20 protein-coding genes, 1 tRNA gene and 1 pseudogene are annotated in these 24,851 nt (G+C 64.9%); 11 read left to right on the top strand and 11 right to left on the bottom strand.

Features of this window, described 5'->3' with window-relative positions; translation table 11 throughout:
- Positions 1-48 precede the first annotated feature (48 nt).
- The 3 genes from ACJJV6_RS16585 to ACJJV6_RS16575 all read right to left on the bottom strand — a co-directional run bounded on the left by ACJJV6_RS16585 (position 49) and on the right by ACJJV6_RS16575 (position 2,790).
- Positions 49-1,254: a JmjC domain-containing protein gene (locus tag ACJJV6_RS16585; RefSeq protein ID WP_354177347.1), complete on the bottom strand. Its 1,206-nt coding sequence runs from the start codon at positions 1,252-1,254 to the stop codon at positions 49-51.
- A gap of 3 nt (positions 1,255-1,257) precedes the next feature.
- The gene (locus ACJJV6_RS16580; RefSeq protein ID WP_407709455.1) at positions 1,258-1,587 is read right to left on the bottom strand and encodes a BatC protein; all 330 of its coding nucleotides are present in this window, start codon (positions 1,585-1,587) and stop codon (positions 1,258-1,260) included.
- Between the two features lie 270 nt (positions 1,588-1,857).
- Complete coding sequence (locus tag ACJJV6_RS16575) at positions 1,858-2,790, bottom strand: LysR family transcriptional regulator (RefSeq protein WP_009358911.1); 933 nt, start codon at positions 2,788-2,790, stop codon at positions 1,858-1,860.
- Positions 2,791-2,919: 129 nt separating this feature from the next.
- Here ACJJV6_RS16575 and ACJJV6_RS16570 point away from each other — a divergent pair, with 129 nt between their 5' ends.
- Complete coding sequence (locus ACJJV6_RS16570; protein ID WP_083875083.1) at positions 2,920-3,252, top strand: CBU_0592 family membrane protein; 333 nt, start codon at positions 2,920-2,922, stop codon at positions 3,250-3,252.
- 486 nt (positions 3,253-3,738) lie between these two features.
- Here the strand turns inward: ACJJV6_RS16570 and ACJJV6_RS16565 are convergent, their stop codons facing one another.
- Together ACJJV6_RS16565 and ACJJV6_RS16560 are read right to left on the bottom strand one after the other, a co-directional pair.
- Positions 3,739-5,223, bottom strand: coding sequence for an MGDG synthase family glycosyltransferase (locus tag ACJJV6_RS16565; RefSeq protein WP_354177344.1), 1,485 nt, complete (start codon positions 5,221-5,223; stop codon positions 3,739-3,741).
- A 9-nt stretch (positions 5,224-5,232) separates the two neighbouring features.
- Positions 5,233-5,364: a hypothetical protein gene (locus ACJJV6_RS16560; protein WP_268743680.1), complete on the bottom strand. Its 132-nt coding sequence runs from the start codon at positions 5,362-5,364 to the stop codon at positions 5,233-5,235.
- A 793-nt stretch (positions 5,365-6,157) separates the two neighbouring features.
- On the opposite strand from ACJJV6_RS16560, the gene ACJJV6_RS16555 reads away from it, so the two are divergent.
- Positions 6,158-6,814, top strand: coding sequence for a hypothetical protein (locus tag ACJJV6_RS16555; protein WP_407709454.1), 657 nt, complete (start codon positions 6,158-6,160; stop codon positions 6,812-6,814).
- Positions 6,811-7,182 carry a hypothetical protein gene (locus ACJJV6_RS16550; RefSeq protein ID WP_009358912.1) on the top strand — a complete coding sequence of 124 codons (372 nt, stop codon included), beginning with the start codon at positions 6,811-6,813 and terminating at the stop codon, positions 7,180-7,182. Before ACJJV6_RS16555 ends, ACJJV6_RS16550 begins: the two co-directional genes overlap by 4 nt.
- A 385-nt stretch (positions 7,183-7,567) precedes the next feature.
- Here the strand turns inward: ACJJV6_RS16550 and ACJJV6_RS16545 are convergent, their stop codons facing one another.
- A complete protein-coding gene (locus tag ACJJV6_RS16545; protein ID WP_235047006.1) occupies positions 7,568-8,272 on the bottom strand; it encodes a FadR/GntR family transcriptional regulator in 705 nt (234 codons plus the stop codon).
- A gap of 2 nt (positions 8,273-8,274) precedes the next feature.
- Here ACJJV6_RS16545 and ACJJV6_RS16540 point away from each other — a divergent pair.
- The 6 genes and pseudogenes from ACJJV6_RS16540 to ACJJV6_RS16515 form a co-directional block, all read left to right on the top strand.
- Positions 8,275-8,590, top strand: a pseudogene (locus tag ACJJV6_RS16540) (dihydroxyacetone kinase subunit DhaK); the annotation flags it as partial.
- Between the two features lie 152 nt (positions 8,591-8,742).
- The gene (locus ACJJV6_RS16535; RefSeq protein ID WP_354177341.1) at positions 8,743-10,404 is read left to right on the top strand and encodes an alkaline phosphatase D family protein; all 1,662 of its coding nucleotides are present in this window, start codon (positions 8,743-8,745) and stop codon (positions 10,402-10,404) included.
- Positions 10,401-11,669 carry an alkaline phosphatase family protein gene (locus tag ACJJV6_RS16530; protein WP_035753458.1) on the top strand — a complete coding sequence of 423 codons (1,269 nt, stop codon included), beginning with the start codon at positions 10,401-10,403 and terminating at the stop codon, positions 11,667-11,669. The genes ACJJV6_RS16535 and ACJJV6_RS16530 overlap by 4 nt, the downstream gene beginning before the upstream one ends.
- A gap of 129 nt (positions 11,670-11,798) precedes the next feature.
- The gene (locus ACJJV6_RS16525; RefSeq protein WP_009358917.1) at positions 11,799-12,173 is read left to right on the top strand and encodes a response regulator transcription factor; all 375 of its coding nucleotides are present in this window, start codon (positions 11,799-11,801) and stop codon (positions 12,171-12,173) included.
- A gap of 214 nt (positions 12,174-12,387) precedes the next feature.
- Positions 12,388-13,335: a DUF6454 family protein gene (locus ACJJV6_RS16520; RefSeq protein WP_009358918.1), complete on the top strand. Its 948-nt coding sequence runs from the start codon at positions 12,388-12,390 to the stop codon at positions 13,333-13,335.
- Positions 13,336-13,576: 241 nt separating this feature from the next.
- Positions 13,577-14,665, top strand: a complete 1,089-nt coding sequence (locus ACJJV6_RS16515; RefSeq protein ID WP_009358919.1) for a glycerophosphodiester phosphodiesterase — start codon at positions 13,577-13,579, stop codon at positions 14,663-14,665.
- An 86-nt stretch (positions 14,666-14,751) separates the two neighbouring features.
- Here ACJJV6_RS16515 and ACJJV6_RS16510 read toward each other — a convergent pair whose 3' ends face one another.
- On the bottom strand, positions 14,752-14,943 hold the full coding sequence (locus ACJJV6_RS16510; protein ID WP_009358920.1) for a three-helix bundle dimerization domain-containing protein: 192 nt from the start codon (positions 14,941-14,943) through the stop codon (positions 14,752-14,754).
- Between ACJJV6_RS16510 and ACJJV6_RS16505 the strand changes: the two genes are divergently transcribed.
- Positions 14,933-15,376, top strand: coding sequence for a universal stress protein (locus ACJJV6_RS16505; protein WP_083875086.1), 444 nt, complete (start codon positions 14,933-14,935; stop codon positions 15,374-15,376). The two genes, ACJJV6_RS16510 and ACJJV6_RS16505, sit on opposite strands and share 11 nt — an antisense overlap.
- A gap of 589 nt (positions 15,377-15,965) precedes the next feature.
- Here the strand turns inward: ACJJV6_RS16505 and ACJJV6_RS16500 are convergent.
- Positions 15,966-16,047: transfer RNA gene (locus tag ACJJV6_RS16500), tRNA-Leu, on the bottom strand.
- A gap of 202 nt (positions 16,048-16,249) precedes the next feature.
- Here ACJJV6_RS16500 and ACJJV6_RS16495 point away from each other — a divergent pair.
- Positions 16,250-16,855 (top strand): ANTAR domain-containing response regulator, encoded by a 606-nt coding sequence (locus ACJJV6_RS16495; RefSeq protein WP_009358190.1) that lies wholly within the window; start codon positions 16,250-16,252, stop codon positions 16,853-16,855.
- A 109-nt stretch (positions 16,856-16,964) separates the two neighbouring features.
- Here ACJJV6_RS16495 and pyk read toward each other — a convergent pair whose 3' ends face one another.
- The 3 genes from pyk to gltB all read right to left on the bottom strand — a co-directional run bounded on the left by pyk (position 16,965) and on the right by gltB (position 24,590).
- Positions 16,965-18,455 carry a pyruvate kinase gene (gene pyk, locus ACJJV6_RS16490; protein WP_407709453.1) on the bottom strand — a complete coding sequence of 497 codons (1,491 nt, stop codon included), beginning with the start codon at positions 18,453-18,455 and terminating at the stop codon, positions 16,965-16,967.
- A gap of 71 nt (positions 18,456-18,526) precedes the next feature.
- Positions 18,527-19,984, bottom strand: a complete 1,458-nt coding sequence (locus ACJJV6_RS16485; protein WP_407709452.1) for a glutamate synthase subunit beta — start codon at positions 19,982-19,984, stop codon at positions 18,527-18,529.
- On the bottom strand, positions 19,977-24,590 hold the full coding sequence (gene gltB, locus ACJJV6_RS16480; RefSeq protein WP_354176314.1) for a glutamate synthase large subunit: 4,614 nt from the start codon (positions 24,588-24,590) through the stop codon (positions 19,977-19,979). The genes ACJJV6_RS16485 and gltB overlap by 8 nt, the downstream gene beginning before the upstream one ends.
- Between the last annotated feature and the right edge of the window lie 261 nt (positions 24,591-24,851).

Here is a 24,851-nt window from a genome sequence, read left to right as displayed (position 1 = left end):
CAGAAGAAGCGCTTTGTGGCCGCTACTGTGGCGAAGTCACTGTCTGGATCACTGTTCAACGGGAACGAGGACCCCCGCGCGCAACAGCCTTCCAACAAGTTCGACGCCGAGATCGCCCGCGGCGTGAATCTCCCCGTCGAGCAGGCGCGTTATCGAGGGCAGATCGGTCTCTGGGAAATCGAGCCAACCCACGCGCGTGGTGAGGCGCAATCCCTCCAGCCGTGCCTCCAGTGCACCGCGAAGCCGGACCACAGACCCGGGGCCCAGGCCGCCCACAGCCGCGAGCTGGGCCAGCGGCCCCAGCGGCGCCGGACGCCCCTGGCCACGGCGGGTGCGGTAGAACAAAGGACTGCTGTCAGCCTCAACGACAGCAGCGGCGAGGCGCTCACGGACGACGTCGAGCTCTGCATCAGGCCCTTCGACTCCCAGCGGCAACGTACGGCGCATCTCGGGATCATCGCACAGCGCTGCCAGGGCGGCCTGCGCCAGCTGTTCTGCCAGCGCATAACGGGTCCAACTGTGGATTCCAAGGGTGAGGTGGATGGACACCTCGCCCTGCGCCTGGGCGGCATGCAACCAGCCCCGCGGCAGGTAAAGGACGTCCCCTGGCTCGAGCACAGTGTCGATATAGGCCTCGGCCTTCGCTGCCTCGGCCACGGCGGAACGGCGGTCGGTCCAGGGCTGGTCACGCAGCGGATCCGTGTGGACCGGCTCATGGATGATCCAGCGCTTGGTCCCCTCAATCTGCAGGACGAAGACGTCGTGGACGTCGTAGTGATCGTCGAAGCCCCGGTTCTGGGGCGGGGTGATGTAGGCATTCGCCTGCACCGGATGTCCCAGCTCTGTGCTCAGACTGCTGCTGAAGTCCGCGACAGGCGCCCAGGTGCGGTGCAGTGCCTGCAGCACCAGCGTGGCACCGTCCGCGAACGTGCGCCACAGCGCTGTGTCGTCGAGCTGGTCAGAGATGGTGGCGCCGACGCCGGCGGGCGAGGTAAACGACGAGTCGGGAAACGTGGAGCCGCCCTTGGCAACGCGGAGAAAAGGTGTGCGCAGTCCTCGGCGCGAGACCAGTTCGTCGACGGCCCCGGCAGAGAACAGATCGGAGAAGTCGCCGGCACCACGTGTGAGAAGTGCCGTGCGTCCCCAGATGTCGCGGGCGAACCTCTCACGGCCAATGTCTATCAGGCGTGTTTCCAGGACCCCGCCGCCTTCAATTGCGCCGGGGTCCTGAAAGTCAGTGCGGGTTGTGCTCAAGATTTAGATGCCCCGTTCTGCGGCTCCCCCGTCGGCGCCGCCATCGGCACCCCCGTCAGCTCCACCGTCGGCACCACCATCGGCACCGCCGTCGTGCATTCCGGGGACGCCGGACGCGCCGCCGTCCGCGGGGCCTTCGGCACCACCGTCGGCACCGCCGTCAGCACCGCCGTCGTGCATTCCGGGGACGCCGGACGCGCCGCCGTCCGCGGGGCCTTCGGCACCACCGTCGGCACCGCCGTCAGCACCGCCGTCGTGCATTCCGGGGACGCCGGCCGCGCCACCGTCCGCGGGGCCTTCCTGCTGGTTTGGATCCTGCTCTGGACTGGTCATGCTTCCTCCCGAGAATCGAATCGCCAGGATCAGCTCCGTTGCCGGCACCTGATCATCCAACCGGGCGATCCTCTATAGGCACCGCCCGTGATCACCCTAACCTCACAGGCCAGCCGTGGGAACAACCCTTTTCTACAACTCCTGTCCCGGCGTCTTGATACAAGGATGGAATCTCTGTGCGGGGCTTGCGAGCCTTTGTGCCGGTAATGAATCGGCCGTTATCGCTCGCGGGCATCACGATGGCTCCCGCGACGGCGTTACCCGCCTCGGCTAGGTGGCAATTTCACGGTGCCCACGAGTATCAAATGCGGCGGCTGATTCCCGCAGGAGGCGCGCTACTGTGTCGACAGGCAGGTTTGCCGTCCTGCGTCGGTCGAACCGTCGCAGGACGATACGCCTGGTCCCCAATCCAGGAACGTCCAGGACGTCCACGCCGTCCTGAACGACGCCGGCCAGAGCCAGTGTGGGTACGATCGCGACACCTTCCCCGGCGGCAACCAGCGCGAGGGCGGTCAGGGTTTCCTGGTACTGATGAACGGTCTCCGCCGCGCCGCCCGTTCGGCGGAGTCGATCGAGTACGGAAGCATTGGCCGCGGAAGGCTCGACTCCCAGCCAGGGAAGGGGCAGCCGGCCGAGATTAACGTTCTCGGTAGCGATCAGTGTTCCGGAAGGAACGACGAGTTTCCATGGCTCGTCCAGCAGCGGTTGCTCAATCATTCCGGCGCCCAATGCTTGTTGCCCTGCCGTGGTCGAGTCCAGTTCGACCACGACGGCGTCCAGCTGTTGTTGACGCAGGAGCCGCATCAGGACCGGGAAGTCGTCTTCCACAATCTGGATCTTCAGCTGCGGGTACTGGGAGCGCCATTCGGGAAGCCGTGGGATCACCAGCGTTCGCACAAAGCTCGTGAATGCGCCTACCTTAACGACACCTTCGACGGTAGCTCCACCCTGCATCCTTCCGAGGGCAACGCTCAGTGCCCGTTCGATCTCTTCGCCGGCTTCAGCTATCGCGAGGCCCGCAGGTGTCAGCGATGATCCCTTGGGTGTACGTACCACCAGGGCATGGCCCGTTTCCGCCTCCAATTTATTGAGCTGTTGGGATACTGCAGAGGGTGTGATTCGGAGCTCGTCTGCAGCTGCAAGGATGCCGCCGGTACGTGCAACAGCAAGGAGAACGCGCAACCGGCGCGGGTCGATATCCATGTTAAGCAGTTCTAAACCACACCTTCAGCAGAATGCAATTGAAGTGAAGGTCTTCATCACTCAATATTTGGCGTAGGGGGCACACTTTGCCGCCTGGCAGATGCGGGATAGCGCTGGGGAAAGGACATCATGGAACTGCTGTGGGAAGCTGCCGGCTGGGGCGGCGCAGTTGCAATTCTGAGTGCCTACTTGGCTGTCTCCATGGGCTGGTTGAAGGCCGGCAAGCGCTTCCAATCAGCGAATCTCATCGGAGCCTGTGCCTTCATTGTCAATGGCGTCTTCCATGGGGCATGGCCGTCGGTTGTGACGAACGTTGCCTGGTTCCTCATCTCTGGCGTAGCGCTCTTTCGTATGCGGGCAGTTCATGAGCCGGCCGTTGGCGAAGTTCAACCTACGCAGCTTCCCGGCGTCCCTGACGCTACAGGCCCACTGCCGATTGTTGGAGTGAGTCGAGCGGTCTAAGGAACAGCCCTCGGGAGGGCGACGCGCATGACGCCGCGGAGCAACTGATCGACCGGATGACGGACGCGGAGATCCTCGGACTGCTCGATAGCGACTCCCCTGATTGCTGTCCCCGCTAATCCCGTTGAGGCTCGGCCGGGGACCGTTCGTGACCGGAGCGGTTTCGCCGGTCGGCGTCCCAGTCGTTCAGTTCACCGTGATAGGCGCCTCCACTTTGTCCCTGCGACAGCTCCACGGGCCGCGACTCGAAACTTGTCGCTGGAGGAACGGGTCGAGCTCGCGATTGGTGTGGAGACCAAAGCGCGGGAAGCTAACGATGCTGCCTCTGTCTGCGTTAACCTGCTTCGTCACCCCCACGCGGGCGGCTGTGCTCTGCCCGCCGCCCAGCACAGCCGGTCAGCTGGGGCGGGCGCGGACAGCTTGCCGAGCCGCCCAGGACCGCCCGACGAGGATGCCGTCCCGGACGGCCGGCCAGCCCTGAGCTCGCTAGGGGCCGTGTTCCTCCGGCCTCTCGGGAAGGATGGGAGGGGCCGGCGAGGGCCCCTCGACGCGGACGGGCAGCTCGTCGTCCCTCCGCAGAATGGCGCGGAGCAGCCGCCGCTCCTCCCCCCTGAGCGACGTGAACGCTTGGCCGTCCCGCAGCACCAGACCCCCGTTCGGGGTGGCGTACCGCTTCTCAAGATCACCCAGCTCCTCGGCCCGAAGCAGCGCGACTGTGCTCCCCGCAGCCAGGTCGACCAGGCGGACCAGCGAGGAGGGTCCGGGCAGATCACTCGCAACGAGGCGCTGCTCGCTCTCGGCGAGGATTGTCTTCTGCGCTGCGCGTGTCACGACCAGGGGACGGGATGGCCCGTCGAGCAGTCCGGTCAATACGTCCGCCGCAGCTTCAGGGCGGCCCGTTCTGCGTGCGGCCGCCTGCATCCGCTGCAGGCGGCCCGGTTCCCGCAGCACCTCGTCGATCTTCCAGCCGATCGTCGCGGGAGTATTGCAGCGGACCGCCGCCCCCTGTTCCATCAGGTAATCGCCGTTGCGGACCTCCTGCCCCGGAATGGTGTTCACAAGCGCCATGGGCAGCCCTGCAGCCATGCACTCCGACGACGACAGCCCGCCCGGCTTGCCCACAAACAGGTCGGCGCGTTGCAGCAGCTGCGGCATCTCCGCCGTAAAGCCGAGCACGCGGTAGCGGTCGCCAGCGGGCGCCACCAGCTGCTCGATGCGCTGCCGCAGCTCATTGTTGCGGCCGCACAGGACCGTGGCCGTAAAAGACGAGCGCATGTGCAGCGTCTGCCGTACGACCGAGAGGGCATAGTCGCCGCCAGTCGCGCCCGCTGAAATCAGCAGCATCGGTCGCTTGGTTGCATCGCGCGCGGGCGCTGGGGCGGGCGGGGCGGCAATGGGGATGCCCGTGACCGCGACGCGGTCGGGCGGCAAGCCCAGCGCCATCAGTTCAACCCTCCCCTCCTCCCTGGCGAGGAAGAGCGCGTGGAACGCGCCCGTAAGCCATAGGCCCTGGAAGTCGTAGTCCGTCGTGACGACGGCGGTCCTCGCGTCAATCACACCACGAAGGAGCAGCGACGCCAGCAGTTGGGCTGGCAGGAAGTGCGTGCATACGATCGCTGTCGGCCGGAATCGCTTGATGGCGTCAGTTACCGGAAGAGCGTTCACCCGTGTCCAAGGGTCTACTGGGCCCCTGCGCCGGAACGGACGGTCGTTGATGTTGTAGCCCCACTCGACCAGCCAGGGCAAGTCCTCGACCAGGACGAAGTAACCCTTGCCCAGCAGTGTGCGGTAGAGCAAGCTGCTCACCTGCAGCACGTCCAGCACCTGCACCTCATCGATGTCGGCGCGCACGGCACAGGCCTGCTCCAACGCCGCCGCGGCGCTATTGTGCCCCGCTCCTACCCCTGCTGACAGGATAAGTACGCGTTCCCTTCCGGCGGCGTCGGGGCCTCGTGCCGACGCTCTGCGCATAAAGGGAGTCTAGCGGGCCGCATGGCCGCCGCCTGAGCCTAACTTGTACTCGATCAGCACGGGACCGGTTGAACCGTCACGGGTTGATGCCGCTCCCATCTCCCGGCGCACCAGCAGCGACCGTCCCAGCATCCGGGTCATGTCCCGCCAACCCTCTTGTGCAACCAGCGGCTGGCGAAAGAGCACTCCAGTTATTGCCAGGCTGAACTAAACAGTCCAACCTGACGTCAGGTCTGCGACGATGTTCAGTTCAGGCTTGGAAATTCCGGGGGCGAGGGCCTGCGCCAAATCGCGGGCAGTGATGCCGACGGCTGGGCGGTCGGCGATCAACCGCCCGTCGGAGCAGGGCCGCGGGCCTGGAAAGCTCCGTTTTTTCAAGAAACTAGCCTGCTGAACCCAGAAGCGTGCTTAGTTCCGGCCTCGCTCTAATCCCCTCGAACCGACGCCCGCTCACCTGTCTCATAACCAAGGATGAGTACCAGATTTTAGCTACGAAGTTATGAGACATAAGTTACGAGAATCGCCTTACGCTCGCGCGTCCACCATTCCCTAGAAGTAAGCGATTGTGCAGGTCACACGTCTCTCCGCTCGATGAGACATCTCATTTTCCCAGGGATACGAGCCAGGCGAGCAGCAGTCGCAAGCCGACCTGACTGCTTCTCACACCCGCCTCTGACATCCAAGGCGACGTTTAGGTGGGCTGAAGCACCGCCATTCATCGCCCCAGACCACACTGTGAACGGCGCGGTGGCGCAAGAACTTAGGATAAATAATTGCCGCCCATGCCGCTTCTTCTGTCAGGCAGCGTCGGGACAGTGTTTGACTTGCGATGCATCATGGCCATACGTAGCCTTGGCCCCACTGCCGCCTCCAAAAATCTGGGCCGGCGGGATCGCAGTCGCAACTGATTTGTGAAATCCGTATTGGGGGATACATGTTTTACAACAAAAAAGCTTGGAAACACTTTTGCCGGTTGGCAGCCACCTTTACTGCCGTCGTAGCGCTCATGGCGGCATCGATTGGACCCGCGGGAGCTGCTGGCGCCAAAACCATAGCCGCGGCCAGCTCGGGCGTCGCCCTGCTTCAACCCAATCCGGCTCAAACGCAGGAAGCTTTGAACCGTCTAAGGCAGGCTAAGTCAGCTGATCCGCTTGGTTTTGCGGTGCGGCTTCAGATTATCGAAGAATCAAAACCGCTTACCGCTTTTCTTTCCTCTGACAGCCGCTTCGACAGCCGGCTTCAGCAAGAATTCTTAGCCGCTTTAATGCCAACTGACGTCCTGACGGCGTTAGTCGAATTAACTGACCTCGGATACCTTTCGCTGGAAGTCAGTGACGGGCCGAACAGCTTGAGAATTGCCCAGATCGTCAAGGCAAAGCCAATCATGGTTGGCGGAGGAAAAGGCAGCATGGGCATGCAGACCGCTTTTCCGCAATGCCCTGCTGCCTGGGCAGCATTCTGGGCGTGGTGGAGCACAAATGCGGCGTTCTGCGGTGCTCTCGGATTCTTCGGACCGATGGCGGCGTTGGGCTGCTCAGCCGCTATGGCCATCGCAGGAACTGTAATCGACATCAACCGAGGATGCCGATGAACAAGAAAATAATCGCAAGGAACTATTGGCTTGCCCTCGCGGCCATGTACGGGCTGACTCTGAGCGTTGTAGCAGTGGCTGAAATGCCTTGGCCCCTGATAATGGGCAGCGCTTTTATCCTCTTCGCCGTCCTCCATAGCATCCGATACCGTCAAGTTGGCAGAAAGATTCAGGGCAAGCTCGCTACCGCCAGCCCTGGTGTGGGGGTGGTTGGAGCGGTATTCGGCGCGGCGGCGGTCCTCATCCACGGCACTCCCATCGCTTTCTGGGCAGGGCCGCTCCTAGGTGCCGTGGTCTTCCTCGGAATGTACCTCTACCTTCACCGCTTTGCACGGTTCTACAGCCAAACGAACGAAACGGCTACCTGACCTGGTCAGGCGGCTATGAGCTGAAATAGTTGTGCACTGGATTATCGAGGGCCCAACTACGTTTAGCGACACTACTCGTGAGAGGGTACGCAGGACAGCAGCTCAAGATCGAATCAGTTAATCCCGAGGATTGCATTTGACCTGGACCTGGGTCGCGGCGACGCGGGAGCGATTGACGAGCTCGTTGCGCTTGGCGGTCAGCTCCCGAGCTTGCCCCGCATCTGGTTCAGGCCCATCCCACGTGTAAACGACCCCGCGGGATACGGTGATCCGGACTGGTTTGAAATCCGGAGACCCGGAATCACCGCGGTCGCCCCGACACTGCATGCACAGGCAGCCCAAGTGCTGCTCGATCTGATGAGCGGTAGGGAGCCGCCACTCACCATCAGCCGGATCCCGGGAGAGATAAGCCGAGGACCGCCTTAGGGATGCATTCGCGCCAATGGGAAGCGTCCAAGCCAAGAAGGAGCCGACGCGATGCTGTATCCATGTGGGATTGCATTGAGGCTGTGACGGCGGCAGGATCACGGGCCTCCAGTGCCCTGTGAATTTCTGTGTGTTCCTTCAGGGCAGCAGCCGCATGTCCCTCATCCGTCAATGCCCGGTCCACCCAAATGCGGAGAAGCGAACGGATGCTTTGCAGGAGCTCCTGCAGTACCTGGTTACCGGAGGCTGCCGCGATTTCGCGGTGGAAGGCAGCATCTGCCTCCACAAACGCAGCCAGGTCGTCCAGCGTGGCCGCCATCGTGTCCAGGTTGGCGCGCATCCGCTCAAGGGCCTCGTCGGTTACGCGCTCCGCCGCCAGCTGGGCAGCCTGGACTTCCAAGCCGCTGCGCAGCTCGACGAGTTCGCGGGTCCTCGGCGCACCCAGCATCAACCCCCAGCTCAGCGTCCGCGGCAAAAGTTCGGAAACGCCGTCCCGCAGATAGGTGCCCGAACCGGGCCGGACCACCACGATGCCCAGGATTTCCAGGGCGGCGAGCGCCTCGCGCACGGCTGACCGGCCCACGCCAAGTGAGGCGGCCAGCTGACGCTCCGCCGGCAGCCTGGTCCCCGGGGCAATGTCGCCGCTGGTGAAGAAGGCCAGCAGGCGCTCACGACCGCTGGGTCAAGCGCGTCTCCGGCGGCGTTGTCCGCAATACTAGAAGCACACCGGACACGGTGGCCCTGGTGATCGGCGGCGGTTCAGGCCACTACCCGGCCTTCGCTGGGTTGGTGGGGCCAGGGCCTGGCGCACGGCGCTGCAATGGGCAACCTCTTCGCTTCCCCGTCCGCGCAGCAGATCTACAACGTGGCCAAGACTGCCCACAACGGCGGCGGCGTGCTCCTGGGCTACGGCAACTACGCCGGCGACGTCCTGCACTTCACGCAGGCCCAGGATCGCCTCCGCCGCGAGGGAGTGTGTCGCTTGGCGAAGGAGGGGTCGCCGGGCTATGGAGCGTCGTAGGGGGCCGCGTTAGAGTACTCACCGGTTTTCGCTTCAAAACATTCGGTGCCCCGATGGTGAATATTCGGCGAACTCGTGCTTGCGGTCAGTGGGAGGTGGGGATACTGGAGTACATGCCTTTTGTTACCCGCCAGTACGTTCCTTCACCCACCCGACGCCAGGTACTCCGTTCGGCCGGCCTTGCCGCTGTTGCGACCGGAGCTGCAACTCTTGCCTTCCAGCCGGCTCAGGCGGCTGACCCAATGTTCGCGCATGGGGTGGCCTCCGGTGACCCATATGCGGACAGCGTGGTGCTCTGGACGCGGGTTAACCCAAGTCCGGAAGCCGCACCTGGTTCAGGACTCGGCCCGGCCGCGACCGTGAACTGGGAGGTGGCCTCGGACCCCGACTTCAGCAGGATTGTTTCCAAGGGCTCTGTGAAGACCGGGCCGGAGCGTGACCACACGGTGAAGGTGGTCGCTGGCCGACTGCAGCCGGGCACGCCTTACTGGTACCGCTTCACCTTTGGCCGCGCGGTGTCCGCGGTCGGCCGGACCAAGACTGCCCCGGCGGCCGGAGCGCAGGTGGAGCGCCTCCGCTTCGGCGTCGTCTCCTGCGCCAACTACCAGGCTGGCTACTTCAGCTCCTACCGCCATCTTGCCCAGCGCGGGGACCTCGACGCCGTGCTGCATCTCGGCGATTACCTCTACGAGTACGCACCAGGGGAATACCAGGCGAGGGACGTCGTGGTACGCCCGCACGATCCCGCCGTCGAGATGACCACCCTGTCCCACTACCGGCGCAGGCATGCCCAGTACAAGACCGATCCCAATATGCAGGCGCTCCACTCCGCTGCACCCTTCATCGTCACGTGGGACGACCATGAGGCGGCCAATGACGCCTGGAGCGGAGGGGCAGAGAACCACACCGAGGGCGCGGAAGGCCTGTGGGCCGCACGCCGCGCTGCGGCCAACCAGGCCTATGCGGAATGGATGCCCGTGCGCTACCAGCCCGGCGGTCCGCTGTACCGCCGGCTTGATTTCGGCTCCCTGGCCAGCTTGTCCATGCTGGATCTCCGCTCCTACCGGAGTGAGCAGGCTGCCAACGGGCTCGATCCCGCGGTGGATAGCCCGGACCGGACCATCACAGGCGATGCACAGATGGACTGGTTGCTGGGCAACCTCACCTCCGGCGGTCCTCAGTGGAAGCTGGTGGGCAACCCCGTGATGATTGCCCCTGTCAGGGTTCCATCGACGCTCAGCCTGGCCGAAGTGGCGGGCGTCCAGAAGCTCATGGGTGGCACCACCATCGACGGTGTCCCCTACAACGTGGACCAATGGGACGGCTACGAGGCAGACCGAAGCCGGGTGATCCGGCACCTGCGGGACCAGGGCGTCAAGGACACCGTCTTCCTCACCGGTGACATCCACTCCGGCTGGGCCTGCGACATTCCCGCGGATCCCCTCACTTACCCCACCACCGGCGACTCGGTCGCGGCTGAACTCGTCTGCACGTCGGTGACCAGCGACAACCTCGACGACATAATGAACACTCCGCCACGGACCTCCTCCCTGGCCGTGGAGGCAGCCATCAGGACTGCCAACCCCCACGTGAAGTACCTGGATTTCGACTCCCACGGCTACTCCGTCCTGGACGTCACGCCCGCAGGGGTTCGGATGGACTGGTACGTCCTTGCCGACCGGACGGCCCGGGCCTCGGCAGCCACACTGTCCACCTCGTTCAGGGTCGGTGCCGGCACAGGCAAAGCCGTTCCGGCAACCGGAGGCGCCCTGTGAACCCGGACCGCCGCCAGTTCCTGCGCCTTGCCGGGTCCGGAAGTGCCGCCGTCGTCCTTTCCGCGGCGGCCGGAACCGCGTGGGCCAGCCCGACGACGAATCCCGGCACCGCCCGGACGCGCACCTACGTCCTTGTGGTGGACGGCTGCCGGCCGGACGAGATCACGCCGGGACTGACCCCGCGGCTCGCCGCCCTGCGGGCGGAGGGCACCAACTTCCCTGCCGCGAGGTCGCTGCCGGTGATGGAGACGATCCCGAATCACGTCATGATGATGACCGGCGTGCGGCCCGACAGGTCCGGAGTCCCCGCGAACTCGGTCTTCGATCCCGCCGAAGGGGCAGCGAGGGACATGGACCGCGAAACCGACCTCCGTTTTCCAACGCTGCTTGAACGCCTGCGCGAGTCCGGCCTCACCACTGCCTCCGTCCTGAGCAAGGAGTACCTGTACGGCATCTTCGGCACGCGGGCGAGCTACCGCTGGGAGCCCTATCCGCTGCTGCCGGTCACCGGACACGCCCCGGACGCCGCCACCATGGATGCGCTGCTGGCCATCGTCAGCGGCCCGGATCCGGACTTCGCGTTCACCAACCTCGGCGACGTCGACCGCATGGGCCACTCGGACCTGACCGGGACCACGCTCCAGGCAGCGCGCACAGCCGCCCTCGCCGCCACCGATCTGCAGGTGGGCCGGCTGGTGGATCACCTGGTTGATACCGGAAAGTGGGAGTCCAGCGTCCTTGTCGTGCTTGCAGATCATTCCATGGACTGGTCGCTGCCCACCAACGTCATCTCGGTGGACCTGATCCTCCAGGCACGCCCGGACCTCAGGTCCTCACTCACCATTGCCCAGAACGGCGGCGCGGACCTGCTGTACTGGACCGGCCCTGCGGATCAGAAGGCAAGCGGCCTCCAGGCTGCGCGATCCCTGGTCCAGGCCCACCCCGGTGTGCTGTCAGTACACGCACCTGCCGAGCTGCGACTGGGGCCGGAGGCCGGAGACCTGGTGGCCTTTTGCCGCGCGGGCTGGCGGTTCTCTGACCCGTACATCGTCTCCAATCCGATTCCCGGCAACCACGGGCATCCCGCCACCGAGCCCATCCCGTTCTTTATCTCCGGAGGCAGCCCCAAGGTGGCCCGCGGCCGCACTTCTTCAGACCCGGCACGGACGGTGGACGTGGCCCCGACTGTCGGTGGCCTCTACGGGCTCAAGGCACCTTCCGGCGGCTACGACGGCACGGCAAGGATGACCGGGTTCACGGCATAGGGCAAAAAGCCCGGCCCGACTTGGGCGACGGGCTGCTTGTGGAACCAAAACCACATCCATGGCCGGGCATCAAGAGGACGAATTCGTTGCCATGAGCCGCTATGAATGGTCCAAAAGAGAGAACAAGGTGTGTCCGCCGAAAAAACAGCCGTAGTCATTGAAGATGACCAGGATATTGCTGGCTTGATAAAAGGGGTTTTGGGACTCTGCGGCATTGAGGCGCACACGACGGCCAGCGGCGAAGTCGGTGTCATCTCGGCCAGACAGCAAGTACCTGACATCGTCGTCCTCGACCACGGTCTGCCCGGCTTGAACGGACTAGACGTACTTCGGCGGATCCGCAGCTTCAGCAATATGCCCGTCCTCATGCTTACCGGTTACCCGCACCTCGCAGACGAATTCATGGCAGCCGGCGCAAATGCCGTCATGACCAAGCCATTCCGGCCCCGGTCGCTGATGGAGCATGCACAGGACATGCTCGCACCTCATGAAGGCGGTGCGTAGCCACAGCCGCGTACCCTGTTGAACCTGGCACCCGGCGGCGGGCATCGGTGGGTGCCTGTAAAGCCACAAACAGGGGCAAGCTCCTACCCGCGGTGACAGGCCTGCATCCTGCCGTTTCATCCTTTGGACACCTGTTGTTGTTTCTCCTGCCATCCCCGGCGCCTAAGTTGGTTCGCGCCCTACCGGGCATCCCCATCACTCACCTGGAGCAGACATGAAGATGAAGCGCGTCCTGGCCATCACAGCGATCGCCGCAGCCGCCCTGACAGCGGGCACCTCCGCTGTGGCGACCAACGGCCAAACCCCGAAGGGCCTCACGGCAGAAGCGGAAGCCTTTGCCAAAGTCGACCGCAACACCCAGTGGAACCAGGTCCAAAAGCTCAAACTCGACTTCCCGACCTACCATCCCCAGGGCATGTCGCTGGTCGGCGACAAAATCTTCCTCAGCAGCGTCGAAATCATTGAACCAACGGTCCGCTACCCCTCGCCTGTCGACGGCTACGACCGCACCACCGGCAAAGGCCGCGGACACGTCTTCGTCCTCGACCGGCAAGGAAACCTCCTGAAAGACATCGTCCTGGGCGAGGACACCATCTATCACCCCGGCGGCACGGACTTCGATGGCGAAAAGATCTGGGTTCCCGTAGCCGAGTACCGGCCCAACAGCAGCTCAATCGTCTACACCATCGACCCGGACACCTACGAGGTCACGGAACAGTTCCGCCAGGCAGACCATGTCGGCGGGGTCGTCGCCGACCGCAAAACCAACCGAGTCAGCGGCGTCAGCTGGGGTTCCCGCAAGCTGTTCACCTGGAACCGCCAAGGGGCGCTGCTGGGCTCGCAGGCAAACCCCAGCCACTTCATTGACTACCAGGACTGCGAGTACGCCGGCGCCGGACACCAGCTCTGCTCCGGCGTGACCGGCCTCAAGACCGCTGACGGGAACCCCTTCGAGCTCGGCGGCCTGGCCCTGACCGACCTCTCAGACGGAAGGATCGCCCATGAGGTTCCCTTCCAGAAATTCTCCACCGCCGGCCACTCCGTGACACGCAACCCGGTTGCGCTGGAATCTGACGGCGATGTCCTGCGCCTGTTCGCCGCCCCCGACGACGGCGAGGAAAACGCGGGCACCGAACTGATCATCTTCGAAGCCCGCCCCTGATTAACTGGGCAGTCCGCAACCGTACATAGGGCATTCCCTCTGTCCAGGCGCCCCGCCATACACGGTTGCGGGCTGCTCCCCCTCCTGCGCCGCTGCCAGACGGCACCGATGTACACGCCGTGACACACTTCGCGTTCACCTCTATGTCATGTGTGCGCTGCCTCAGCGTCCCCTGCGGTATGGCGGTTGCAGGAATGCTTGGGCGTGCTTAATCCCCCATGACACGATTCGGAGAATCATCGTGAAGTACACCAAGCTGCTGACCGCGGCTGCCCTGACCGCCGGCATGGCCCTGGGAACATCCCTCCCGGCCCACGCAGCGGACACCAACCCCAACGGCACGGCCAACCACTTCGACCTCCAGGCCCACCGCGGCGGGCTCGGCCTCACCGTTGAATCCACGCTCGCATCCTTCGCCAAGGCCCTCGAAACCGGCGTGAGCACCATCGAACTGGACCTGCAGATCACCAAGGACGGCCGTGAAGTCGTCACCCACGACCGGAAGATCAGCGCCCAAAAATGCCGGGACACGGCACCGGTCACGGCCGGCGACCCCCTGTTCCCCTACGCCGGCAAATACATCAAGGACCTGACCTTCGAGCAGGTCCGCAGCCTTGACTGCGGCTCCCAAACCCTGCCCAAGTACCCCGGCCAGCAGGCATCCCCCGGCGCGAAGATGCCGACCCTGGCCGAAGTATTCGAACTGGCCCGCAGCTACCGGGCCAGCCAGGTGAAGTTCAACATCGAAACCAAGGTCGAAGCCGGCGCACCCGAGCAGACCGCACCGCGGGAACAGTTCGTCGACGTCGCACTCCGCGAGATCAAGGAAGCGGATATGCTCCAGCGGGTCTCCATCCAGAGCTTCGACTGGGGCGCGCTGCGCCTGGTGCAGGAGCGTGAGCCCGGCCTGCGCACGGTCGCGCTGACCAACAAGGACTTCCTGCAGGCTGGCCAGCCCGGCGCCTCACCCTGGCTGGGCGGCATCGACTCCGACGACTTCGGCGGGGACCTCGTCCAGGCCGCATCCTTCCTCGGCTTCGACGCCATCTCCCCCGTCCACGGCACACCCCAGGACGGCAAGGTCACCGACGCCGGCTACTCCCCCTACGTGACCGTTGACATGGTGGACCGTGCCCATGCCACGGGCATGCAGGTCATTCCTTGGACCGTCAACGATAAGCCCACCATGCGCGCCCTCATGGACGCCGGCGTCGACGGACTGATCACCGACTACCCGGACCGGCTGCACGAGGTCATGGCCGAACGATCACTGAAGCTGCCCAAGCAGTACACCCTCGTTCCCGGCGCATCTGCGCCGGGAAGAAGCTGACCGGTAAGTACGAAGCCAGGAAGCCCCCTGTCCCATCACCGGGAAGGGGTTTCCTGGCATCTCCGGACCAGAGTCCCGCCATGCAGCTACTGTCTTAGCCTGTCCCTGACAGCGTGCTCGACAAGGATCGGAACGTAATCCCGCACCCTGCCGGCGTCGAGCAACCTGTGCTCTTGCTCAACGATGCCTTCGATGTGATGCCGCGGCACGTCCGGGTACTTTTCAGCGAGCCGGTCCACGACATGGCCAAGTGCCCGCATTTCTTCGATGACTCCCATTCGGAGAGTTTCGGGGCAGCCACCCCTAAATTCAAGTCTGGATTTTTTTCGTCCGGCCGGGTCGGCCACCTGCCCATCATTTTGCGGACACCAGCGACCTTCGACGGTCGTCCTTGATGCGTGGGCACCACGGCGGATGTCCCCGACACTTCGATTCGTGGAAGAACCGCACGTCGACACCAACCTGGCCGAAGACAGCCAACTCACAGCGCTCGACAACACCCTGCAGGCATCCAGCCTGGAACACGAGATCATCCAGCACATCGGCCGCGACCCGGCCACGGACATTCTCGACATCGCCACCAGCGGAGAAGCTGCCATGATCGTCCTCGGTTTGCGACGGCCCTCCGCGGTGGGAAAACTCCTCCTCGAAAGCACCGCCCAAAGCATCCTCCTGAACGCCGACTGCCCGGTCCTGACAATCCGAGCGTAAGGAAACGTGAACGCCGATCACGTACCGCAACTCAACCTGCAGATCGGGCGCGGTACGTGTTTCGGCGTTTAAGAATGCGCGACCCGTCACACACGTGAACGTGGCAGACGGGCATTGCATACCTCTCAACACCCCATGCGATGTCTGCCGTCAGCCGGAACGCCACCACAACCTGAGGTCAGCCGGTGGTGTGTCCGGCTGGTCTCGGTCTTTCCATTTTCTGGCGCCTGGACTAGGAAATCATGTGCCCGCACGTGACAGTGGACATATCCCCAGCCCACTCTGAATAAGCAGACGAGGTGTAGACACCATCCTTGAGTTCATCATGTCGTACTCGCAGCCCAAAGCCATGAACAGGTGTTGGCCCACCGGAGACCAACCCGACAGTACCGGAACGAGGAACCACCTGATCCTAGCCCGCAGCAGGCGGAGGACCCACCCGCCAAGGACCTGAACCCGCCACCCACACACCCAAATAGGCCACCGCGGCGGCCAGGCCAAAGACCGCGAACCAAGCGTCAGAGTCAACGGGCCAAAGCTTTGTACACACGCCCACAAAGAAAAACCCCCTCTGACGAGGGGGTTTGCGTGCCCGAGGTGGGACTCGAACCCACACACCTTTCGATACCGCATTTTGAGTGCGGCGCGTCTGCCAATTCCGCCACTCGGGCGCGGAATACGTTGAGCAATAAAGTACGCCCACAGCTGACTGTGAGCAACGCGATCGCTTCACGTACGCGGAATTACTCTACATGCAGATAGGCTGAATTCCAGAATCGCGCCGCCGACGCCGCGGATGACCATGCAAGCCAAGTACAGCCGCGGTGGCACCTAAGATAGTGATGTCCCGCCGTACCTTTTCAAGGAGATCCCGTGACTGAACAAACGGAGTCCAAGCCCACGTCCCAGCCCGCGCGCCGCGTCATTGTTGCCGAAGATGAGACCCTCATCCGCCTCGACATCATTGAGATCCTGCGCGGCGAAGGCTACGACGTCGTGGGTGAGGCGGACAACGGCGAGAAGGCCGTCCAGCTCGCTGAGGAACTCAAGCCGGACCTGGTCCTCATGGACGTCAAGATGCCCGTCATGGACGGTATCTCGGCGGCAGAGAAGATCGTGAAGGCCCGCATCGCCCCCGTGGTGCTGCTGACCGCGTTCTCCCAGAAGGAACTCGTGGAGCGCGCGCGCGACGCCGGCGCCATGGCCTACGTGGTGAAGCCCTTCACTCCGGCTGACCTCATCCCGGCACTGGAGATCGCCCTCTCCCGGCATGAGGAAATCAAGGCCCTCGAAAGCGAAGTTTCGGACCTGCAGGAGCAGTTCGCCACCCGCAAGCTCGTGGAGCGCGCCAAGAGCCTCCTCACCACCAAGATGGGTCTCACCGAGCCCGAAGCGTTCCGCTGGATCCAGAAGACCTCCATGGACCGCCGCCTGAGCATGCGCGAAGTCGCCGAGACCATCATCAACCAGGTCAACTGACCCCGGCGTCCCGGCAGGTAACGCACGACGGCGTCCTGCCGGGTTCCAGCCCCAGGCACCAAAAAGGACCCCTGCCAGCCGGCAGGGGTCCTTTTCGTGGTCGGAAGGGCTAGGCCTTCTTCTTCTTTTCCGGCCAGGGGCCGAGCTTTTCCTTGTTGCTGATGACATCCCCCGCACGGGTGGAGTCGGCAAGGTCGCCCACCTTGTGAACCTTCAGCGAGTTGGTGGAACCGGCCTTTCCGGGAGGCGAACCGGCGGCGATGACCACCAGGTCACCGTCCTGCACCAGACCCATTTCCTCCAGGCTGCGGTCAACCTGCGCGGTCATGGCATCAGTGTGGTCCACCATCTGCACCAGCACCGGCTGGATGCCCCAGGTCAGGGCCAGCTGGTTCCAGACCTGCTCCACCGGGGTGAAAGCGAACACCGGCTTGATCGGGCGCAGGCGGGATAGGCGGCGGGCCGAGTCACCGGACTGCGTGAACGCACAAATGTACTTGGCGTCCAGCTGGTCGGCGATTTCGACGGCGGCACGGGTGATGGCGCCGCCACGGGTCTTGGGCTTGGTCCCCAGCGGGGGGACGCGCTCCAGGCCGTGGACCTCGGTGGACTCGATGATCCGGGCCATGGTCTTGACCGTGTCGATCGGGTACTTGCCCACGCTGGTCTCACCGGACAGCATGACGGCGTCGGCACCGTCGAGCACGGCGTTGGCGCAGTCGGAGGCCTCCGCACGGGTCGGGCGCGGGTTGTCGATCATGGACTCCAGGACCTGGGTGGCCACGATGACCGGCTTGGCCCAGCGGCGTGCCAGCTCAATGGCGCGCTTCTGCACGATCGGCACTTCCTCCAGGGGAAGCTCCACGCCGAGGTCGCCACGGGCCACCATGATCGCGTCGAACGCGTCAATGATCTCCGGCAGCTGGTCCACAGCCTGCGGCTTCTCGATCTTAGCGATGACCGGAGCGCGGCGGCCTTCCTCGTCCATGATCTCGTGCACCCTGGTGATGTCCGAGGCGTCACGGACGAAGGACAGTGCCACCAGGTCCACGCCGCGGCGCAGCGCCCAGCGCAGGTCGTCCTCATCCTTTTCGCTCAGCGCCGGAACGTTGACGGCCACGCCGGGCAGGTTGATGCCCTTGTTGTTGGACACCATGCCGCCCACCGTCACCTCGGCGACCACCTTGACGTCGTCGACGGCCACGGCGCGCAGGGCAACCTTGCCGTCGTCGATCAGCAGGGCGTCGCCCACGTTGACGTCCTCGGTGAGGCTCTTCAGCGTGGTGGAGCAGATCTCCTTGGTGCCGGGAACGTCCTCGGTGGTGATGGTGAACGTGTCACCAACGGCGAGGGCGTGCGGGCCGTCGACGAAACGGCCCAGGCGGATCTTGGGACCCTGCAGGTCGGCCATGATCGCCACGGCCTTGCCCAGGTCCGCTGCAGCCTTGCGGACGTTTTCGTAGGTGTTGTCATGCACGGTGTAGTCGCCGTGGCTCATGTTCATCCGGGCGACGTCAACACCTGCTTCCAGCACCGCGAGGGTGTTTTCATAGCTGGCAATTGCGGGGCCGAAAGTAGCCACAATTTTTGCGCGTCTCATATACCTACCCTATTGGTCACTTGCATTGGTTAAGTTGTCGCGGGGATGAACTTCTGCCCGCGGGTGCAGCGCTAGAGGACGGCGATGGCGCGGTCCGTCGGCGCGACGGGAGCGGGAAGGATGGTGCTTCCCATCAGGTACTTGTCCACGGCGGCAGCCGCAGCGCGGCCTTCGGCAATGGCCCACACAATCAGCGACTGTCCACGCCCGGCATCGCCGGCCACGAACACGCCTTCGGTGTTGGTCATGTAGTAGCCGTCGCGTCCCACGTTGCCGCGGCCGTCGAATTCAGCGTTCACCTGTTCGGTGATGCCCGCCGGCTCCGCGCCGGTGAAGCCCAGCGACAGGAACACCAGGTCCGCGGGGATGATGCGTTCCGTGCCGGCCTTCGGCAGGCGCTTGCCGTCAACGAATTCAGTTTCAGCGACCTTGACGCCGGTCAGCTTGCCGTCCTCGCCCACGAATTCAACGGTGGAGGCGAGGTACGTGCGCTCACCGCCTTCCTCGTGGGCGCTGGCCACCTCGAACAGGGTGGGGAACGTCGGCCAGGGCTGGTGGCTGGCGCGCTCGGCCGGCGGCTGCTTGCCGATGGCGAGCGTGGTCACGGACGCAGCACCATGCCGGTGCGCAGTGCCGAGGCAGTCGGCGCCGGTGTCGCCGCCGCCGAGGATCACCACGTGCTTGCCCTGCGCATGGATCTGGTTTTCGATGGTTTCCCCCGCCACCGCGCGGTTGGCCGGTACCAGGTAGTCCATTGCGAAGTGGATGCCGTCCAGGTCGCGGCCCGGGATGGGCAAGTCGCGCGGAACGGTGGCGCCGGTGCACACCACGACGGCGTCGTAGCGTCGGCGCAGCTGCTCCCACGTCACGTCGGTGCCGACGGCGACGCCGGTCCGGAAGCGGGTGCCTTCCGCCTTCATCTGCTCGACGCGGCGGTCCACCTGCTCCTTTTCCATCTTGAAGTCGGGGATGCCGTACCGCAGCAGGCCGCCGATCTTGTCATCGCGTTCATATACGGCAACGGTGTGGCCCACGCGGGTGAGCTGCTGGGCCACGGCCAGGCCGGCAGGGCCGGAGCCGACGACGGCGACCGTCTTGCCGGTGAGGCGCGCCGGCGGCAGCGGGTGGACCCAGTTGTTGTCCCACGCTTCGTCGATGATGGAGACCTCAACCTGCTTGATGGTCACCGCGGGCTGGTTGATCCCCAGTACGCAGGACGCCTCGCAGGGTGCGGGGCACAGCCGGCCGGTGAACTCCGGGAAGTTGTTCGTGGCGTGCAGGCGCTCGATCGCTTCCTCGCCCTTGTCCCGCCATGTGAGGTCGTTCCACTCGGGAATCAGGTTGCCCAGCGGGCAGCCCTGGTGGCAGAACGGAACGCCACAGTCCATGCAGCGGCCGGCCTGGGCCTTAAGGGTGCCCTTTTCCTGCGCTTCGTACACTTCCTTCCAGTCCATGATGCGGACGGGAACGGGACGGCGCGGCTGGGTTTCACGCTGGCGTACTTTCAGAAATCCGCGTGGATCAGCCACCGGTCACCTCCAGGATTCGAGACCATACTTCTTCGCCGTCCGGGTCAAGGCCCTCTTCGATGGCGTCGAGACGGGTTTGCAGCACTGCCGCGTAGTCGCGCGGCAGCACCTTGGTAATGCGGGCGGCGGTGTCATCGAAGTTTTCGAGGAGGCGCGCCGCCAGCTGGGAGTCAGTTTCTTCAACGTGCTTGACCAGCAGGCCGTGCACGATGTCGCGGTCCTCGGCGTCCAGCTCGCGGAGCTGTAGTTCGCCGGACTGCAGGGCGTCCTTGTTGACCTTGGCAGTATCCAGGTCCAGGACGTAGGCGGTGCCGCCGGACATGCCGGCGCCGAAGTTGCGGCCGGTGCGGCCGATGATCAGCGTCTGGCCGCCGGTCATGTACTCGCAGCCGTGGTCGCCGATGCCTTCGACGACGGCGGTGGCACCGGAGTTGCGGACCAGGAACCGTTCGCCCACCTGGCCGCGCAGGAACATCTCGCCGCTGGTGGCGCCGTAACCGATGACGTTGCCGGCGATGACGTTGGTCTCCGCCTTGAACACATTGGTGCGGTCCGGGCGGACGATGATCCGGCCGCCGGAGAGGCCCTTGCCCACGTAGTCGTTCGAGTCGCCGTACAGCCGCAGGGTGATGCCTGCGGGCAGGAAGGCGCCCAGGGACTGGCCGGCGGTGCCGTTCAGCGTGACGTCGATGGTGTCCGTGGCGAGCACGTCGGTACCGAAGGTCTTGGTGACCACGTGGCCGAGCATGGTGCCCACGGAGCGGTCCGTGTTGATGACGTCCACAGTGATCTTCACCGGGCTGCGGTCCGTGAGGGCCTCGGTGGACATGGTGATCAGCCGCTGGTCGAAGTGCTTGTCCAGCTCGTGGTTCTGGCCGGTCATGTTGCGCAGCGGCGCGTCGTCGTCGAACTCGAGCCCGTGCAGAATCGGGTCCAGGTCCAGGCCGTCGGCCTTCCAGTGGTCGATCGCCTCACGGGTGTCCAGGACCTCGGCGTGGCCGATGGCCTCTTCCAGGCTGCGGAAGCCGAGCTCTGCCAGGATCTCGCGGACTTCCTCGGCAAGGAACTCGAAGAAGTTGACCACGAACTCGGGCTTGCCGCTGAACCGGGCACGGAGCTCCGGGTTCTGCGTTGCAACCCCCACCGGGCAGGTGTCCAGGTGGCAGACGCGCATCATGATGCAGCCTTCCACCACCAGCGGGGCGGTGGCGAAGCCGAACTCCTCGCCGCCCAGCAGGGCTGCGATCACAACGTCGCGGCCGGTCTTCAGCTGGCCGTCAACCTGCACCACCACGCGGTCGCGCAGGCCGTTGAGCATCAGGGTCTGCTGCGTCTCGGCAAGGCCGAGCTCCCACGGAACACCGGCGTGCTTGAGCGAGTTCAGCGGCGAGGCGCCGGTTCCGCCGTCGTGGCCGGAGACAAGCACGACGTCGGCCTTCGCCTTGGTCACGCCGGACGCCACGGTGCCGATCCCGACTTCCGACACCAGCTTCACGTGCACCCGGGCCGAGGGGTTGGCACGCTTCGCATCGTAGATGAGCTGCGCGAGGTCCTCGATCGAGTAGATGTCGTGGTGCGGGGGCGGCGAAATGAGGCCGACGCCGGGGGTCGAGTGGCGGGTCCTGGCCACCCACGGGTAGACCTTCTGCGCCATCAGCTGGCCGCCTTCGCCGGGCTTTGCACCCTGGGCCATCTTGATCTGGATGTCGTCGGCGTTGGTCAGGTAGAGGCTGGTCACGCCGAAACGGCCGGAGGCGATCTGCTTGACGGCGGAGCGGCGCTCCGGATCCATCAGGCGGTCCACGTCTTCGCCGCCCTCACCGGTGTTGGACTTGCCGCCCAGCCGGTTCATGGCGATGGCCAGCGTCTCGTGTGCCTCCTGCGAGATGGAGCCGTAGCTCATCGCGCCGGTGGAGAACCGCTTGACGATGCTGGAGACGGGCTCCACTTCCTCGAGCGGAACCGCGGGCCGGTCGTTCTTGAACTTCAGCAGGCCGCGCAGCGTCATCAGGTTGGTGGACTGGTCGTCCACGCCCTTGGTGTACGCCTTGAAAATGTCGTAGCGGCGTTCGCGGGTGGCGTGCTGCAGCCGGAAGACCGTCTCCGGGTTGAACAGGTGCGGTTCGCCGTCGCGGCGCCACTGATACTCGCCGCCGCCCAGCAGCGGACGGTGGGGCTGCTCGATGCCGCCCTCGGGGTACGCCATCTGGTGCCGTGCCGAGACCTCGGCGGCGATCACGTCCAGGCCCACGCCGCCCAGCTGCGAGTGGGTGCCGGCGAAGAACTCGTCCACCAGCTCCTGGCCGAGGCCAAGTGCCTCGAACGTCTGGGCGCCGGTGTAGGACGCCACAGTGGAGATGCCCATCTTGGACATGATCTTCAGGACGCCCTTGCCAAGGCCCTTGATCAGGTTGTAGACGCCGTCCTGCGGGGTGACGCCGGTGACGTCGCCGGCAGCGATCAGCTGCTCCACGGATTCCATGGCCAGGTACGGGTTCACGGCGGAGGCGCCGTAGCCGATGAGCACGGCCACGTGGTGCGTTTCGCGCACGTCGCCGGCCTCGACCACCAGGGCGGTCTTGGTGCGGTTGGCGCTGCGGAGCAGGTGGTGGTGCACGGCGCTGACCAGGAGCAGCGACGGGATGGGTGCCCACTGCGCGTTGGAGTCACGGTCCGAGAGCACGATGTACTGCACGCCGCGGTTGATCGCACCGGAAACCTGCTCGCAGATTTCGGTGAGCCGGGCGCGCAGGGCGTTTTCGCCGCCCTCGGGGCGGTAGAGGCCGCGGACCTTCATGGCCACGCGGTTGCCGTCGGCGTCCTCGATGTTGGCGATCTTGGCGAGCTGGTCGTTGTTGATCACGGGGAACGGCAGCTGGACCTGGGGCTGGCGGACCTGCTTGGTGTCCAGCAGGTTGCCGTTGGGGCCGATGGCGCAGGTCAGCGACGTGACCAGCTCTTCGCGGATGGCGTCCAGCGGCGGGTTGGTGACCTGTGCGAAGGACTGCACGAAGTAGTCGAAGAGCAGCCGGGGGCGCTTGGACAGCACGGCCACGGGGGTGTCGGAGCCCATGGCGCCCAAGGGTTCGGCACCGGTGCGGGCCATCGGACCCAGCAGGATCTTCAGCTCCTCGGTGGTGTAGCCGAAGGTGCGCTGGCGGATGTTCACGGACGCGGCGGTGTGGACCACGTGCTCGCGCTCGGGAAGGTCGTTGAGGTCGATCAGGTTGTCCTTGACCCAGTCCGCCCACGGGTTGGCGGCGGCGACCTCTGCCTTGACCTCTTCGTCGTCGATGATGCGGCCGGCGTCGGTGTCCACCAGGAACATCTTGCCGGGCGAGACGCGGCCCTTCTTGACCACCTTGGAGGGTTCGACGTCGATGACGCCCACCTCGGAGGCGAAGACGATCAGGCCGTCTTCGGTGATCCAGAAGCGGCCCGGGCGCAGACCGTTGCGGTCCAGGGTGGCGCCCACGAGGTTGCCGTCGGTGAAGGAGACGGCGGCGGGGCCGTCCCACGGCTCCATCAGCAGCGAGTGGTACTCGTAGAACGCGCGGCGTGCCGGATCCATGGTGGCGTGGTTCTCCCATGCCTCCGGGATCATCATCATGATCGCGTGCGTGATGGGTCGGCCGGAGAGCCACAGGAGTTCCGCCACCTCGTCGAAGGAGGCGGAGTCGGAGGCGCCGGGCGTGCAGATGGGGTACAGCTCTTCGGGCGAGTCGCCGAGCAGCGGGTTGGCCAGCTGGGACTGCCGTGCGCGCATCCAGTTTCGGTTGCCCTTGACCGTGTTGATTTCGCCGTTGTGGGCGATGGTGCGGAAGGGCTGCGCCAGCGGCCAGGACGGGAACGTGTTGGTGGAGAAGCGCGAGTGGACAATCGCCAGCTTGGTCTTGAAACGCTTGTCCGAGAGGTCCGGGTAGAACGGCTCCAGCTGGGCGGTGGTGAGCATGCCCTTGTACACGATGGTCCGCGAGGACAGCGACGGGAAGTAGACGCCGAACTTATTCTGGGCGCGCTTGCGGATCCGCCAGGCGCGGGCATCGAGCTCGTTGCGGTCCAGTTCCTCACCCGTGGCGGATGCGAGGAAGGGCTGGGAGAAGTAGGGCATGCAGGCACGGGCCATGGCACCCACCAGGTCGGCGACGACGGGCACTTCGCGCCAGCCAAGGACCTTCAGCCCCTCGTCCGCAGCGAGGCCCTCGATGCCGGCTTTCGCCGCATCGGCTTCACGCTGTTCCGCAGGCAGGAAGGCGGTGCCGGCCACGTACTGGCCGGGAGCGGGAAGTTCGAACTCGGTGACCGCCCGGAAGAACTCGTCCGGGATCTGCATCAGGAGGCCGGCGCCGTCACCGGTGCCCTCGTCTGCACCCACGGCACCGCGGTGCTCAAGGTTGCGCAGGGCGGTAAGTGCGGCGTCAACAATGTCGTACCCGGGCTCGCCGCGGAGGGTTGCGATGATCGCAAGGCCGCAGGCGTCCTTCTCCTGCTCGGGGTTATAGAGCCCGGCGGCCTCCGGCAGGGCTGCGAAGCGCTTGAAGGGCGACAAGGCAGCCTCGGGCTGATCCGGTTCGGACCAGCTGGGAGTGTGCAGAGTTTGGGTCATGGAAGACGTCCTTCCTCCTGATCGTGCGTATGGAAGGGACACCGTTGGCCCCACTCGTCAGGCCCCAGATGATGGGCACAACAAAGTGTTACTTCATGGAAATTGTAGGTCAGCCCGGCCTGCTGAACTAACGGTTACAGAGGCCCCTGCCCAGGGCTCCATCCGGCAGCAGCTCTATGCTGCCCGGCTGGAACCCCATGCCACGACATTGTGGTTTCGGGAGCTCCGAGCGGTGGCTCTGCTGCCCTGCGTGAGGCTGGC

This window comes from Arthrobacter nitrophenolicus, from assembly GCF_045833485.1.
Classification (GTDB): Bacteria; Actinomycetota; Actinomycetes; order Actinomycetales; family Micrococcaceae; genus Arthrobacter; species Arthrobacter nitrophenolicus.
The sequence above is the reverse complement of the archived record's forward strand: the minus strand, read 5'-3'. Positions and strand labels throughout refer to the sequence as shown.